Origin of the sequence: Synechococcus sp. 63AY4M2, assembly GCF_002760475.1 — a bacterium.
Taxonomy (GTDB): domain Bacteria; phylum Cyanobacteriota; class Cyanobacteriia; order Thermostichales; family Thermostichaceae; genus Thermostichus.
This window is the reverse complement of sequence record NZ_AXUX01000001.1, coordinates 982,304-997,622: the sequence shown is the minus strand read 5'-3', so window position 1 is coordinate 997,622 and position 15,319 is coordinate 982,304. Positions and strand designations below refer to the sequence as shown.

General features: G+C 57.0%; 14 protein-coding genes. 12 read left to right on the top strand and 2 right to left on the bottom strand.

Annotated elements, in window-relative coordinates:
* The first annotated feature begins 215 nt into the window (after positions 1-215).
* Entirely contained in the window at positions 216-986 is a 771-nt protein-coding gene (locus SYN63AY4M2_RS04395) for an RNA polymerase sigma factor SigF (RefSeq protein WP_099812412.1), read from the top strand.
* Between the two features lie 195 nt (positions 987-1,181).
* On the opposite strand, the gene SYN63AY4M2_RS04390 is transcribed toward SYN63AY4M2_RS04395, so the two are convergent.
* Positions 1,182-1,946, bottom strand: coding sequence for a hypothetical protein (locus tag SYN63AY4M2_RS04390; protein ID WP_099884225.1), 765 nt, complete (start codon positions 1,944-1,946; stop codon positions 1,182-1,184).
* Between the two features lie 204 nt (positions 1,947-2,150).
* On the opposite strand from SYN63AY4M2_RS04390, the gene SYN63AY4M2_RS04385 reads away from it, so the two are divergent.
* From SYN63AY4M2_RS04385 to SYN63AY4M2_RS04340, 11 genes are all read left to right on the top strand, one after another.
* Complete coding sequence (locus SYN63AY4M2_RS04385; RefSeq protein ID WP_099887485.1) at positions 2,151-2,636, top strand: ureidoglycolate lyase; 486 nt, start codon at positions 2,151-2,153, stop codon at positions 2,634-2,636.
* 267 nt (positions 2,637-2,903) lie between these two features.
* Positions 2,904-3,059 (top strand): hypothetical protein, encoded by a 156-nt coding sequence (locus SYN63AY4M2_RS13760; RefSeq protein WP_168173315.1) that lies wholly within the window; start codon positions 2,904-2,906, stop codon positions 3,057-3,059.
* 16 nt (positions 3,060-3,075) lie between these two features.
* Complete coding sequence (locus SYN63AY4M2_RS04380) at positions 3,076-4,224, top strand: CAP domain-containing protein (RefSeq protein WP_099887234.1); 1,149 nt, start codon at positions 3,076-3,078, stop codon at positions 4,222-4,224.
* 192 nt (positions 4,225-4,416) lie between these two features.
* The gene (locus SYN63AY4M2_RS04375) at positions 4,417-5,970 is read left to right on the top strand and encodes a ferredoxin--nitrite reductase (protein WP_099812409.1); all 1,554 of its coding nucleotides are present in this window, start codon (positions 4,417-4,419) and stop codon (positions 5,968-5,970) included.
* A 32-nt stretch (positions 5,971-6,002) separates the two neighbouring features.
* Positions 6,003-7,325 carry a CmpA/NrtA family ABC transporter substrate-binding protein gene (locus SYN63AY4M2_RS04370; protein WP_099887233.1) on the top strand — a complete coding sequence of 441 codons (1,323 nt, stop codon included), beginning with the start codon at positions 6,003-6,005 and terminating at the stop codon, positions 7,323-7,325.
* A gap of 145 nt (positions 7,326-7,470) precedes the next feature.
* Positions 7,471-8,430: a nitrate ABC transporter permease gene (ntrB, locus tag SYN63AY4M2_RS04365; protein ID WP_011431708.1), complete on the top strand. Its 960-nt coding sequence runs from the start codon at positions 7,471-7,473 to the stop codon at positions 8,428-8,430.
* Positions 8,431-8,502: 72 nt separating this feature from the next.
* The gene (locus SYN63AY4M2_RS04360) at positions 8,503-10,494 is read left to right on the top strand and encodes a nitrate ABC transporter ATP-binding protein (protein ID WP_099887232.1); all 1,992 of its coding nucleotides are present in this window, start codon (positions 8,503-8,505) and stop codon (positions 10,492-10,494) included.
* Positions 10,495-10,532: 38 nt separating this feature from the next.
* On the top strand, positions 10,533-11,375 hold the full coding sequence (locus SYN63AY4M2_RS04355; RefSeq protein ID WP_099816180.1) for a nitrate ABC transporter ATP-binding protein: 843 nt from the start codon (positions 10,533-10,535) through the stop codon (positions 11,373-11,375).
* Positions 11,376-11,549: 174 nt separating this feature from the next.
* Positions 11,550-11,990 (top strand): Uma2 family endonuclease, encoded by a 441-nt coding sequence (locus SYN63AY4M2_RS04350; RefSeq protein ID WP_240530497.1) that lies wholly within the window; start codon positions 11,550-11,552, stop codon positions 11,988-11,990.
* 86 nt (positions 11,991-12,076) lie between these two features.
* Positions 12,077-14,212: a nitrate reductase gene (locus SYN63AY4M2_RS04345; protein ID WP_099887484.1), complete on the top strand. Its 2,136-nt coding sequence runs from the start codon at positions 12,077-12,079 to the stop codon at positions 14,210-14,212.
* A gap of 24 nt (positions 14,213-14,236) precedes the next feature.
* Positions 14,237-14,737 carry a nitrate reductase associated protein gene (locus tag SYN63AY4M2_RS04340; RefSeq protein ID WP_099887230.1) on the top strand — a complete coding sequence of 167 codons (501 nt, stop codon included), beginning with the start codon at positions 14,237-14,239 and terminating at the stop codon, positions 14,735-14,737.
* Here the strand turns inward: SYN63AY4M2_RS04340 and SYN63AY4M2_RS14125 are convergent.
* A partial coding sequence (locus tag SYN63AY4M2_RS14125) for an RNA-guided endonuclease TnpB family protein (protein WP_240530496.1) occupies positions 14,734-15,319 on the bottom strand: 586 nt, incomplete at its 5' end. The genes SYN63AY4M2_RS04340 and SYN63AY4M2_RS14125 overlap by 4 nt on opposite strands.

The following is a 15,319-nucleotide window of genomic DNA, read 5'->3' as shown; positions in this document are numbered from 1 at the left end:
GCCTGGCATCCTCTGCCTTTGAGTTGTTTGGGTGCTGAATCCAACCTTGAATGGCTTCAGCTCAAAAAGAAAAAAAGTAGTTGTCTATGCTAACGGCTCCTCAGCAGCCTTCTCTCGACGACTCCGAGCCGCCGGCGCCATCGACAGCCGCGGCTCCCCTGTTTTCTGCCAAAGCTGGTGCTGGGGATTCTGGATCCGGAGCTGTGGGTGCGTCTATGGCATCCAAATATGAAGATGTTAAAGCTCAAACTGCTGCACTGTTGCGACTCTACCACCAGACTCGGGATCCAGCCCTGCGCAACCGGCTGGTGGAAATAAACCTGGGCTTGGTGCGCAAAGAAGCCCACCACTGGCGTAACCAATGCGACGAAGGATACGACGACTTGGTGCAAGTGGGTTGCATAGGGCTCATCCAAGCCATCGAGCGCTTCGATATCAGCCGCGGCCTGGCTTTTAGCTCCTTTGCCATGCCCTACATTCGCGGAGAAATTCAACACTACCTGCGAGACAAAAGCCCAACAATACGGATCCCACGCCGCTGGGCGACGCTGCAGCGACAAGCCAAGAAGGTGATCGCGCGCCTGAGACAAGAATTGGGCCGTTCTCCTTCTGAGGCGGAGGTGAGGGAAGCCCTACAACTGACGGAGCAGGAATGGCGAGAGCTGCAGCTGGCCCAACAAAACAGCCTTTTGCTCAGCCTAGATGCTCCCGTACAGGTTGAAGAAGACAGCGTTGCTCTAGGGGATACCATTCCCGATCAGCGCTACCGCAGTTTTCAACTGGCCGAAGAAGATCGCATCCGCCTGCAAAATGCCTTGGCCAAGCTGGAGGAGCGCACCCGACAGATTTTGGAATTTGTTTTCTTCTACGACCTCACCCAAAAAGAGACGGCAGAGCGGCTGGGAATTAGCGCCGTTACCGTTTCCCGACAGGTCAAAAAGGGACTGGAGCGCTTGGCTAAGCTGCTGAGTCAGGACATTTTTTAGGGCGTTGCCGAGAAGGAAGATCCCTGGGCTTCGCGACAGTCTCCAGCGCTTTTCCAGGCAGATCTGAACCCTCTCCCAAAGTGGAGATCAAGGCGACAAAGAGCCTCACAACGACTTTCCCGTAGTCCAAGGCTTTGGTTACTTCAATATCAGTGCAGTATCCTGGTCGAAATAGCTGTAACTTGTGTCTTCGCTTTAATCTTTTTTGTCTCGAGCTTTGTCTGAAGCTTGATCTTTGTCTTGGGAACAATTTGCTCCCCGGTTCTGCAGTTGGCTTAGTTGAGAGCGCACCTGCAAGGCAATTTGCAAAGCAGCATCCAAAAGCTGCGACTGTTCGCTGGCCTGTTCTCTTAGCTGGAGCGCAGTCAGAGCTGCCAGCTCGTCGCCGAAGAACTCCCTTTGCTGCTCAATAAAGTCTTTGTTCTGCCGCAAGATCCGTTCAGTTTTCAAGGCGCGGATTAGGTCGCTGCGAGTCAGCTTCAGAGCCTCGATGATCTGCTTACGCTGAGGCAGCTTGACCTCGGGATTGCCCGCCTCCACCAATTGGTCGTTAATGTGAATGGCCTGGATAATGCGGTTGTAACGCTCTACTTCTTCCAGCAAGTTCAACAGCAGCGGCATGCGGCGGCTGCGGAAAATCCAATAGGCTTGGCCCAAAGCGGCAATAGCTGCCAGGATCCCCCATTCCAGTAGCCAGGTGCTCCAACTGCTGGTCAGACCAGGGATCAAAATCCGTCCCACCAAGGTCACTAGGGATCCGCCTGCCCAAAAGGCACGACAGAAGAGATCCAGCACCAGCAACAGGCGCAGCAGATCCCAGAAAGCAGAGAACTGCTGTAGCCAGTCTTTCCAGTGACGGACGGGCCGAGGCCGGTACAGCCAAGCTACAGGTACCCCAGAAAGATTTTCCACTTGAATAGGGGAAATAACCAGCTCCTGTAAATCCCGCTGCATTGCCATTGCCGAGTGTTACAAATTGTCCCCATTCTACTGAGATTGTTTTCCTGCTTGGGGATCCCTTGCTGGAAGGAGACTACCGGCAAATCTGGATAAGATAAGGTCTGCTCTGCTACTTGGGTCTTCACGCCCTTGCGCCGGCAGCAGCGGGAGACCGGCTCGCGGAGCAGCAATGGGTACAGGTTTGGGAAAGAGGAGACAAGCAGGGTGAGCAGCCAACTGCGCCAACTGAAGGCCCATCTCGCTGAACCGGAAAACTTTGCCCCCTACGGACAGGTGATCTACCCTGTCCCCGACCACAAACCCTTCGACAGCCAAGATGCCCAGTTGGTTTTGAATCAGGGCCAGCCCCGCTTCTACTTGATGCGCCTGCCCCGCCGCGGCCTCAAGTTTAGCCAGATAACCCACCACACCCGCTGCACCCAGTGTCTGGGATCCCTGCACGGCAAGGAGTGGTTTATCGCCGTCGCGCCGCCCGCCGACGAGCTGCAAGTGGACGAGATTCAGGCTTTTCGGGTGCCCGGCGATCGCTTTATCAAACTGGAGATGGGCACCTGGCATGCCGGCCCCTACTTCGACCACGAGGAGTTCATCGATTTCTATAATCTGGAGCTGGCCGACACCAACCTCACCGACCGCGAGACGATCAACCTGCTCCAGACCTACAACCTGGAGTTTCAGATCGTCCCCTGAAGGCGGATCCCTGCAGTCTCGGCAAAAAAATCGATGTAGTCTTTACGCTTGAGCGCGGAAAGAGGTGCGGGGATCCGCAGCTACGCTATAGGAAGGGGCAGAGGCTGAACTCAGGTTCTAGCCCTAGAGGATCCGGCTGAGTTGGGTGAGCATTTCTTGACTGGGGTTCGAGTTCTGCCCTTGCCGACAGAAGTCTCGGCACAGCAACTTGTTGGGCCAGGTGATAGAACAGGGTCAAACCTGGCAGCGTTTTGGAGGTTTGTTGCGATGGCCGCACTCCAACTCAACAAGGTGAGCCGCCAGCTCTTGGGGGCTCTGGCCCTGTTCCTGTGCCTGGGACTGTTGTCTGCCTGCGACGAGGGTAGCAGCAGCACCGTCAGTCCCCCCAGCCTCACGCCCACTCCCACCCCCGCTGGTCGGTAAGCCCACAGGATCTTGCATGCCTTGGCAGCGGCTGCCCAGTTTGCAGCAAGTCTGGGCAGGGATGGTTTTGAGTCTGCTCTGCCTTTTTCTGTTGGCAGCCTGCGGCGGTGGGGAGGGATCCCTTACTGCGGTGGGGCCCCCTCCGGCAGGGGAGCTGCCCATCGCCGGTTTCTTGTGCCAGTTGGATCGCCAGACCCGCAGCTTTGCCGGCCCCATCTATGCCGAGCAGCCTCAGGCTGCCACCTGCAATCCCGGTCGCCTCACCCCGGCAGCAGCCCAAAAGATGATGGATCGGCTCAACTTTCTGCGGCTGTTGCACGAGTTGCCGCCGGTGAAGCTCAATCCCGAATTCTTGGAGGCCGCTCAGCAGGCGGCCCTGATGCAGGTGGCCAATGGCGCCCTCAGCCACCAGCCGCCCCCCTCTTGGCGCTGCTTTACCCCTGCTGGGGAGGCGGGATCCCGCTTCAGCAACCTGGCGGTTGGGCCCATCCTAGAGCTGAACGGCCCCGATCCAGGCCGGGTGTTGGCGCGGCAGGTGGACATCTATTTTGCCGAGCCAGGTCGAGAAAACTTTGTGGATGTGGGGCATCGCCGCTGGAACCTGTATCCTCAGTACGCCCAGGGGGCCTACGGCATTGTCTTTGACCCACGGGCTGGACGGGTGACCCAGGCCAACGCCAACTGGATCTTCGGTTTTGACGAGTCGGTGCCAGATCCAGAGTTCATCGCCTTCCCGGAGAAAGACGGCTACCTCTACCGCCTAGAAGGGTTTTCCGGCCAGCCCCTGTCTGCCTACCGCTGGTCTTTCTCGGTGCCCAGCCGTGGCGGCAAGGCTGATCTCAGCCAAGCCCAAGTCCGCATCACCGATGCCGTCACAGGTGAGCCGGTGCCCGTTGGAGATATCCGGGTTGGGGATCCCGCCTTTGGCCTGGAAACTTTGACCTACTCCGTGGGTTCGATCCAGCCCAATCGCAACTACACCTTTGAAATTAGCGGCATTCGCCTCAACGGTGGCCCCCCCCGCAGCTACCGCTACACCACCGCTCTCTACGACTGCGATCCCCAAACTTCCCAACGGCCCGCACCCCTCACTGAAGGGCTGGGGATCCCGCCCCGTCTGCTCTGGCAGATGGAGCCTTTCAACTCTTTCAACCCTCTCAACTAGCTTTTCCTCACCCCCAGCCCCTTTCCCAAAGGGGAGAGAGGAGTCTGCTGCTCCTGGAAGCCTGACTTTATGCATAAAGCGCAATTCGAGAATGACAAAACTGCATAACCTGTTACAAAGTGTAACTGCCAATACCAAAGTTAACGGTTCGTCATCGCTAGGGTAGCTAGTGTTCACCCCACGGCAGCGATCATGGCGAACCAATTTGAACGCCTCAAAAGCGAAAAGGATGGGCTGGCGGTCAAGGCCGAGCTGGAGGCGTTTGCCCGGATGGGTTGGGAGAACATTCCTGAAGACGACCGGGATCACCGCCTCAAGTGGCTGGGGATCTTCTTTCGCAAGCGCACCCCAGGTCAGTTCATGCTGCGGCTGCGCCTGCCCAATGGGATCCTAACCAGCGGCCAAATGCGGATGTTGGGCGCAATCATCCACCCCTATGGAGAACAGGGCGTAGCCGACATCACCACCCGGCAGAACCTGCAACTGCGGGGCATCCCCATCGAGGAAATGCCCCAGATCCTGGGCTACCTGAAAGAGGTAGGCCTGACCAGCATCCAGTCGGGCATGGACAACGTGCGCAACATCACGGGATCCCCTCTGGCTGGTATTGACCCGGATGAGCTGATCGACGTGCGCGGCCTCACCCGCAAAGTGCAGGACATGATCACCAACAACGGCGAGGGCAACCCTTCCTTCAGCAACCTGCCGCGCAAGTTCAACATCGCCATCTGCGGTTGTCGCGACAACTCGGTGCATGCCGAGATCAACGACCTGGCCTTTGTGCCCGCCTTCAAAAATGGCCGCCTGGGCTTCAACGTCCTGGTGGGCGGCTTTTTCTCTGCTCGCCGCTGCGCCGAGGCAATTGGCCTAGATGTCTGGGTGGATCCCCGCGATGTAGTTCCCCTGTGCGAGGCGGTGCTGCTGGTCTACCGGGATCACGGCCTGCGGGCCAACCGGCAAAAGGCGCGGTTGATGTGGCTCATTGACGAGTGGGGCCTAGAGAAGTTCCGGGCGGCTGTGGAGCGCCAGATAGGCCACCCTCTGCCCAGGGCAGCGGAAAAAGACGAGGTGGTCTGGCACAAGCGGGATCTGCTGGGGGTGCATGCCCAGAAGCAGCCGGGCCTCAACTTTGTCGGCCTGCATGTGCCGGTGGGGCGGCTCAACGCCCTGGAGATGATGGAGCTGGCCCGCTTGGCGGAGGTGTACGGCTCCGGGGAGCTGCGGCTGACAGTGGAGCAGAACGTGCTCATCCCCAATGTGCCCGACTCCCGAGTGGCCCCGCTCCTCAAAGAGCCGCTCTTGAAGAAGTTCTCCCCTAACCCAGGGCCATTGCAGCGGGGGTTGGTGTCCTGTACGGGCAACCAGTTCTGCAACTTTGCCCTTATCGAGACCAAAAACCGGGCTGTGGCCTTGATGGAGGAGCTGGAGGCGGAGCTGGAGATCCCCCAAACGGTGCGCATCCACTGGACGGGCTGCCCCAACTCCTGCGGCCAACCCCAAGTAGCCGATATCGGCCTTATGGGCACCACTGCTCGCAAGGACGGCAGGGTGGTGGAGGCCGTGGACATCTACATGGGGGGAGAGGTGGGCAAAGACGCCAAGCTGGGCGAATGCGTGCGCAAAGGGATCCCTTGCGAAGACCTCAAGCCCGTCTTGGTGGAGCTACTGATTGAGCACTTCGGGGCCAGGCCGCGTCGTGATCCCTCGGCTGCTCAGACCTCTGCTTCCCCCTTGATGACCTACTAGGCAGTTCGTCGTTCGAAATTTTGGAGGTTGTGATGTCTAAGCTATTCAACACTTCCTCTCCCATCTCCCGTCGCCAGTTTTTGGCTGGGGCAGCTGCCCTTGCGGCTGGAGCAGCTACGGCTGGGATCCCGCGCGCCCAATCGCAATCCTTGGGCAAAGGCTACTGGGTGGCGCAGGCCGATACTCCCGAAACCACCAGCGCCAAGCTGGGGTTCATCGCTCTAACCGACGCGGCCCCCCTGATCATCGCCAAAGAAAAGGGGTTCTTTGACAAGTACGGCATGAAGGACGTAGAGGTGGTCAAGCAGGCCTCTTGGGGCACCACCCGCGACAACTTGGTGCTGGGATCCGCCGCCGGCGGCATCGATGGGGCACACATCCTCACCCCCATGCCCTACCTCATCACCACCGGCAAAGTTACCGATGGCAAGCCGGTGCCTATGTACATTTTGGCCCGTCTCAATCTGGACGGTCAGGGCATCAGCATTTCCAACCAATATCGGGATCTGAAAATTGGCTTGGATAGTTCCCCCCTCAAAGCTAAGTTTGCCGAGTTGCGAGCAGCCGGCAAAGAGCCCAAATGTGCGATGACCTTCCCCGGCGGTACCCACGACCTATGGATGCGCTACTGGCTGGCCGCAGGCGGGATCGATCCCACTAGCGACGTCTCCATCATTGTGGTGCCGCCGCCGCAGATGGTGGCCAATATGAAATCCAGAACCATGGAAGCCTTCTGTGTGGGCGAGCCTTGGAATGCCCAGCTGGTGAACCAAAAAGAGGGGTATAGTGCCCTCACCACCGGCGAGCTGTGGAACGGCCACCCGGAAAAGGCCTTTGCCCTGCGGGCCGACTGGGTGGATGCGCACCCGAAAGCCACCCTTGCCCTGTTGAAAGCGGTGCTAGAAGCCCAGATCTGGTGCGACCAGATGGAAAACAAAGAGGAGATGTGTCGCATCATCGGCGACCGCCGCTGGCTGGGGGTGCCTGTGCCCGATATCTTGGGCCGTTCTCGGGGCACTTTTGACTACGGCACCGGCAAGGTCGTTGAAAACAGCCCCCACCTGATGAAGTTCTGGCAGAACTACGCTTCCTACCCCTTCAAGAGCCACGATCTCTGGTTCTTGACCGAAAACATCCGCTGGGGCTATCTGCCTGCCGACACCGATACCAAAGCCTTGGTGGAGCGGGTGAATCGGGAAGAACTCTGGCGAGAAGCTGCCAAAGCCATTGGTCAGGGGGCAGCCATTCCCCCCAGCACCTCTCGAGGAGTGGAAACCTTCTTCGACGGGGTGCAGTTCGATCCCGAAAATCCTGCCGCCTATCTGGAGAAGTTGGCGATTAAGAAGCTGGCCTAATTTCCCAACTTTCCCCAGCAAGTTAGCTGCAAACCCTCTGTCCAGGAGAGAAGGGATCCCCGAATCCCCACAAAGAGTGTTCAACTGAAACCCCTTCTCTCTTGGGATCCTCTTAAGTTGACTTCAACCTTACTCCCAGCAAGCCATGAGGATTTTCCACTCTGCCCTACAGTTGGGCTACCACCTCTTTCGGATCCTGCTTCCCCTACTGGTTGGCCTAGGCCACTGGCTGCTGAAAACCGGCCAAGGTTCTGTTCTTCAGTCCAGTACCGGAATCGGTTCTCCCGCCAGTTCTGCACCTTCTTCTGCTTGGCGGCAAAGAGTCCAAATCCACAAAGCGCTGCGTCGCATTCTGTTGCCCGCTACGGCCATTTTGCTCGTCCTGATTCTCTGGCAAATCATTTACAGCCGTCCCGGAGCCAATTTGCCCACGCCTCTCCAAGTTTGGCAGGACACCTGGGATCCCCTCATTAAAGATCCCTTTTTTGACTATGGCGGCAATGCCAAAGGGCTGTTCTGGCAAATTTGGGCCAGCTTGCGGCGGGTGTTCATTGGGTTTGCCCTGGCCGGCTTGGTGGGGGTTGTGGGCGGCATGATCATCGGGGTCAATCGCTGGCTGTACGAGGCTTTGGATCCCATTTTTCAGGTGCTGCGCACGGTGCCGCCTTTGGCCTGGCTGCCGATTTCTTTGGCTGCCTTTCGAGATGCCAACCCTTCCGCCATTTTTGTAATCTTCATTACGGCCCTCTGGCCCATTTTGATCAACACTGTTGTCGGCGTACAGCAGATCCCTCAGGACTACCGCAACGTGGCCAGAATTGTGCGCATGTCCGGCTGGAAGTACTTTTTCAAAATCGTTTTCCCGGCAACTGTGCCCTATATTTTTACCGGCTTGCGCATTGGGGTGGGCTTGTCTTGGCTGGCCATTGTGGCAGCGGAAATGTTGATTGGCGGTGTGGGCATCGGGTTCTTCATCTGGGATGCCTGGAATAGCTCCCGCATCAGCGAAATCATTCTGGCTTTGATCTATGTCGGGATGGTGGGTCTTCTGCTGGATCGGATCACGGCTTGGATTGGCTCGCTGGTGGTGGCTGAGGATCGCTAAATGAGCTTGGCCGAGTTTTAGATTGGTTGCTGACAATTTCTCCATGCTCTCAGAAATCATCTCAGGGGAATCATGAAGACCCAGCCTTACATTGAAGTGGATCATGTCGACAAGGAATTTCTCCTCGACAACGGAGAGATCTACCCTGTCCTGAAAGACATCCACCTGGAGATCCAAAAAGGGGAATTTGTCTCGTTGATCGGCCACTCTGGCTGTGGCAAATCGACCCTACTCAACATCATCGCCGGCCTGGAAAAGCCTTCCCGCGGAGGCATTCTCCTGGAGGGCCGACAAGTTACAGATCCCGGCCCAGATCGCATGGTGGTGTTTCAGAACTATTCCCTGCTGCCCTGGCTGACGGTGCGGGAGAACGTTGCCCTGGCCGTGGACGAGGTGCTGGGATCCCTTCCCAAAGCAGAGCGAAGCCGGATTGTGGAAGAGCACATCCGCCAGGTGGGGTTGCAGGGGGCAGCCGACAAGCGACCGGCCCATCTGTCAGGAGGGATGAAACAGCGGGTGGCCATTGCCCGAGCCTTGGCCATTCGTCCGCGGGTGCTGCTGTTGGATGAGCCCTTTGGCGCTCTGGATGCCTTGACGCGCGGCAACCTGCAGGAGCAACTGATGGAGATTGCCCAGGCGGAGCAGCTCACCTGTGTCATGGTTACCCACGATGTGGATGAGGCCCTCTTGCTTTCGGATCGGGTGGTAATGATGACCAATGGCCCGGAGGCCCGCATTGGCCAGATTTTGCGGATCCCTTTTCCTCGGCCCCGCCATCGTTTGGAAGTGGTGCGTCACCCCGACTACTACAGCCTGCGGGGAGAGATGATCTACTTTCTCAACCAGCAAAAGCGGGCTCGCCAAAAAACGCCTGTTCGCGTGGCCATTGCCAAACACGGCCTGGAGAAGGTCAATTTGGAGATTGGCTTTGTGCCTCTCAACGACTGCGCGCCTCTGGTGGTGGCGCAGGAAAAAGGCCTGTTTCAAAAGCATGGCCTGGAGCAGGTCACCCTGGTGCGAGAGCCAGGCTGGAAGACCATCTGGGAAGGGATCCGCTCCGGTCGGCTGGATGCGGCCATGGTGGTGGCCGGGATCCCGTTGGCCTCCACGTTGGGGGTGGGGGGAGTTCCGGTGCCTTTGATTACCGCGCTAACCCTCTCCCGCGGCGGCAACGCCATTACCTTTGGGCGCAGACTTTTGGAGCGAGGCGTTCAAAGCCTGGCGGATTTTCGCCAATACCTCAACCACACCCCCGACACAGTCCACACCCTGGGAGTGGTTCATCCGGCTTCCATGCAAAACTTCCTGTTGCGGCACTGGCTGGCCGGTGGGGGGGTGGATCCGGATCGGGACGTTACGTTGACGGTGATCCCGCCGCCGCAGATGGTGGCCCATCTCAAGGCCGGCAACATCGATGGCTACTGCGTGGGCGAGCCCTGGAACTCCCGCGCCGTGCGGGAACAGGTGGGGGTTATCGTCGCCACCACCCCTGAAATCTTACCCAGCCACATCGAAAAGGTGCTGACGGTGCGCCAGGATTGGGCGCAAAACTACCCCCGTACCCATGTAGCTCTGGTCAAGGCACTACTGGAGGCTTGTCACTACTGCGATCAGCCGCAGCACCGTTCTGAGATCTTGGAGTGGCTGGCTCAGCCCCAGTATGTGGGCGTGGCCCTGGAGGATCTGCAGCCGGGGTGGACGGGTATTCTGCAGCGGGGAATTGCCGATGAATCCCAAGCCCTCACCGGTTTTCACCAGTTTGCCAACGGGCGCAACACCTGTCCCGAAAGGTTGGAACACCTCTGGATCCTGACGCAGATGGCTCGCTGGGGCCTCTGCCCTTTTCCCCGCAATTGGGTTTCGGTTCTCGACCAAGTTCTGGACAGCGAAACCTACGCCCTAGCCGCTAGAGAACTGGGCCTGCCGGATCGGGCCCATGACCGCGGAGCTTTGCTCTTTGCCGATGGATCCCGCTTTGACGGAGAGGATCCCGTTGCTTACCTGGAGTCGGTGGCCATCCGGCAGGATCTGAAGCTGCAGGAGTACCGGCTCAGCGAAGTTTAGCTTTTGTTACCTTAAACTCTCGATTGGAAAACACCATGATGACCAGCTCCCGCACGTTCTCCTCACCGCTATCTTCTGCTTCTCCGGTTGCAGGACTGCCCCTTCTTTGTCTTCAGAATGTGGGCAAGACCTACTTCACCTCAGCAGGGCCCTTCGTTGCGCTGGAAAATATCAATCTGGAAGTGGCCGCCGGTGAGTTTGTTTGCATTATTGGCCACTCGGGTTGTGGCAAATCCACCTTGATCAACATGGTGGCGGGTTTTTCGACTCCCACTTCGGGATCCATCGCCCTCAAGGGCCAGCCCATCACCTCCCCAGGGCCAGATCGGATGATGGTGTTTCAACATTATTCCCTTTTGCCCTGGCTGACTGCCTTTGAAAATATTTATCTGGTGGTGGATCAGGTTTACCCAAACAAATCCCGGCGGGAGAAAAGGGAAATCGTTGAAGAACACCTAGAATTGGTAGGTTTAGCAGAGGCAGCCCACAAGCGGCCCAAGCAGCTTTCTGGAGGCATGAAGCAAAGGGTAGCCATTGCCCGTGCTCTTGCCGTTCGTCCGCAAGTTTTGCTCTTGGATGAGCCTTTTGGGGCCTTGGATGCCATTACCAAGGAAGATCTACAAGATGAGCTGCTGGCCATTTGGCGGGATCACCGCTGCACAGTTTTGATGATTACCCACGACATCGACGAGGCTCTCTACTTGTCAGACCGTGTGGTGATGATGACCAACGGCCCCGCTGCCCATATTGGTGAGATCTTGACCATTCCCTTTGAGCGACCGCGCATCCGCTCCCGCATTATGGAAATGCCTGAGTTCTACGAATTGCGTAACCGCGCCCTTGACTTCCTCTATCGCCGCTTTGCCCATGGAGGGGATTGAGCTAGGGTTCAAAATACTTGGAGAGGGAAGTTGATGGCCGCTGCTCCGGTTCAGGTAGTTCCAACCGATCTCCCAATGGAGGAGCGGGTCTCTAGCTTGCCCAAAACCCTTGCCGACTATCTGGCCAATCCAGTTGCCCAAACCAAATGGGTAGATGGCTACATTGTGGAGAAAGTGGGGCAAACTTTAGGGGATGCAAAGCTCCAAACCCGACTTCTCTTCCGTTGGCTCGGTTATGTTGAATGTCAGCCATTGGGGGGTATGGTTTTGGTGAAGGCTCCCGGCCAAACCAAAGGCAAAGTCAGAAGACCTGATGCTGCCTACTCATCTCCAGATTTAATCCAGCAATTTGGAGAGGATATTGCCACGCTACTGCAGAGCTATCCTCTGGTTGAGGAGATCTTCTCTCCAACCGACTGTGGAGAAGATATTTTCCTAAAAGCCCAAGAGTATCTCAGCTCCGATGTACTGGAAGTCTGGCTGATTTTTCCCAAAAGCAAATTTATTTTTATCCAGACTCAGGATCGCCACCTTTGGCTAACCGAACAAGAGACTGCCAAAAGCCAGGTTGTATTGCCCGGATTTGAGATCCAAGTGGCCGATCTCCTCGGCTAAGAGATCCTTAACCTGATGGCCTATCGGGATCCAAAATGCAAGACACTTATCCATCCTGACAGGGATCCCAACTCATGGTGACCGCGATGGAGTCGGAAAAAGCTGTCATCAAAACCCTATGTCCCTATTGCGGTGTGGGATGTGGATTGGAGGCGGTTTCGACAGCCTCAGGTGACTGGAAAATGAGAGGCGACCGGGAGCATCCTTCCAGCTTGGGGATGGTCTGTGTAAAGGGGGCTACGGTTCTGGAGGCAGTTGGTCGGGATCGGCTGCTCTATCCCCTGTTTCGGGAGAGCTTGGGCCAGCCCTTTCGTCGCATTTCTTGGGATCAGGCTTTTGAGGAGATGGTTTCTCGGCTGCGCCGCCTCAAAGACAACCCCCACTCCATAGCCATGTATGGATCGGGGCAGTTGCTCACTGAAGACTATTACGTTGCTCAAAAGCTCATTAAGGGCTGCCTGGGCACCAATAATTTTGACACCAACTCGCGCCTGTGCATGTCCTCAGCCGTCTCGGCCTACACCCAATCCCTGGGATCCGATGGCCCCCCCTGCTGCTACGAGGATCTCGATCTCTGCAATCTGGCTTTTCTGGTGGGCACCAACACAGCAGAGTGCCATCCCATTCTTTTTAATCGCCTGAAGAAGCGGCACAAGCCCGGATCCCCCCTCAAAATGGTGGTCGTGGATCCCCGGCGCACTCAGACAGCAGAAGCTGCCGATCTCCACTTAAAAATTCGCCCCGGTACGGATATCGATCTTTTCAATGGGATTGCCCATTTGCTGTTGAAGTGGGGATCCATTGCTGCTGATTTTATCGAGGGCTTCACCCAAGGTTTTGCTGAATATGCAGCTTTGCTGGCCGATTATGAACCGCAGATTGTAGCCCAGCGCTGCGGAATTGCCACCGAGGATTTGATCGAAGCAGCCAAGCTTTGGCAGGGATCCCAAAGGGTTCTCTCCCTTTGGTCGATGGGCCTAAACCAGTCCAGCGAGGGCACCGCCAAGATCACCAGCCTAATCAATCTCCATCTTCTAACTGGGCAAATTGGCCGACCGGGGACCGGCCCCTTTTCCTTGACCGGCCAGCCCAATGCCATGGGCGGTCGAGAGGCAGGGGGGTTATCTCATCTGCTGCCGGGATATCGGCTGGTGAGCCAGCCCCAGCATCGGGCAGAGGTGGAGCAGGCTTGGGGTTTGCCCAGCGGTTCCCTCTCTCCCTGCCCAGGGCTGAGGGCCACCGAGATGATTGCCGCTCTGGAGACGGGATCCCTGCAGTTCTTTTGGATTGTGGCCACCAATCCTTTGGTGAGCTTTCCGGATCTGGAACGGGTCAAAAAAGCCCTGAAAAAGTCTCCCTTTACTGTTTATCAAGAGGCTTATTACCCTACGGAAACGGCAGAATATGCCCATTTGCTTTTGCCCGCCTGCCAGTGGAGCGAGAAAACCGGGGTGATGACCAACTCCGAGCGCAGGGTTACCCTTTGTCAAGCCTTTCGAGACCCCCCTGGCGAAGCCCGACCCGATTGGGAGATCTTTGCTGAAGTGGGGCGCAGGTTGGGCTTTGAAGCGCAATTTTCCTTCCAAACCGCGGCAGAGGTTTATGCAGAATTTGCCGCCCTTACCGCAAATCGCCTCTGCGATCACTCCGGCCTCAGCCATGCCCTTTTGGCAGAACAAGGCCCTCAGCAATGGCCTTATCCCAAAGAAAGAACCTCGGCCCCTAAGTCCACTCGCCTCTACACAGATTGGCGTTTCCCGACCCCCGATGGCCGCGCCCGCTTTATCCCCCACCATTCCCGTGGCCTAGCAGAGCCGCCGGATCCCCAGTTTCCCTACGTATTAACCACGGGCAGGCTTTACGGCCATTGGCACACCCAAACCCGCACCGGCAGGATTGAAAAAATCAAGCACATGCACCCCCAACCCTTTATTGAAATCCATCCTCGCGATGCGGAAAAACTGGGCATCCAAGATGGAGATTGGGTTCAAGTGCGTTCTGCCCGCGGACGGGCCTATTTCCCGGCCAAGATAACTGCCAACATTGCTCCCGGTACGCTATTTGTACCCATGCACTGGGGATCCCTCTGGGCAGAACAAGCCGAGTGTAATGCCCTTACCCATGACATCAGTTGTCCCGATTCCGGACAGCCGGAATTAAAAGCCTGTGCCGTTGCTCTTGAGAAAGCCGACCCACCGCTCAAGCAATCCCCTCAACTCTAGATTTGGTTCCTAATCGAGGTTCCCATGACTCTGTTTCAGTTTGAGCAAGATTTTGCCGACTCTCTGCGATGCATCCCCATGACCTTGCGCCTAAAGCTGGATTTGTGCGGGATCAAGCTCAAGCTCCATCAATGGGCCAAGTTTTCCTTAGAAGAGCGGCGGAAGTGTGTTGATTGGCCCCCTGAATCTCCACAGGATCTAGAAGAACTCCGCAACCATCTGCGCCATTTGGTTCGCTCCATCTGCCACGAAGAGGCGCAAGAGATTCCCATTGACCCCCAGCCTGAATGGCAAAATCCCAACCAGATCCCAATGGCTGTCCAACAAAAAGCTCAAGACCTGGGGATCCGGCTTGCCCTCGATTTCTGGAGAAACTTGCACGATATCCAGAGATTTGCCTTGCTGAAGTTGAGCCGATCCCATCACGAAAATAAAAATTTCTTGCCCGCTCTGCGAGAGTTTGGCCTGAAGATGGCGAGGGATGGTGATTGCAGTTACTGTAAACTACCCGGCTCCGACCGCTAAGCGGTACGGAGCGGGCTTTCAGTAGCCCTGAGCCTGTTCTGCTCTACCAGAGAACAAAACAAGCCCGAACCTCTAGGCTGGTTTACGACAGCCCCCAAGAGCGCAATCACATTCGCACCATTCAAATCCGCATCCCCTTCCCATCCACAGTGCCCACACTTGAACGACTTGCCACTGCGATAGGATTGCGCAGGGTCGGGATGGATGTGCAAACACCGGTGGCAGGTCTGCGACGTGTAGGCAGGCGGCACAAGAATCAAGGGAACCCCTGCAACCCTCGCCTTGTACTCCAGAAACTGACGTAGTTGGTAGAACGCCCAACTGTTAGCCCTACGCCTTTCGGTTTTGCTGCGTGGCTGTTGATTGACTCTTTCCCGGATCCCTGTCAGGTCCTCCAGGGCGATAGCGCTGTTGGTAGCTTTTGCCCTAGAGACAATAGCTTTGGAGATGCGATGATTGACCCACACTTGAAAGCGTCTCTCCTTGCCAGACAGCCGTTGCAACAGTTCTCTGCATCTGCGCCGCGAACTGCGTGTGCCCTTACTGGCTTTGCGTTGGAGTACCGCCCTCAACCGGGAGTAG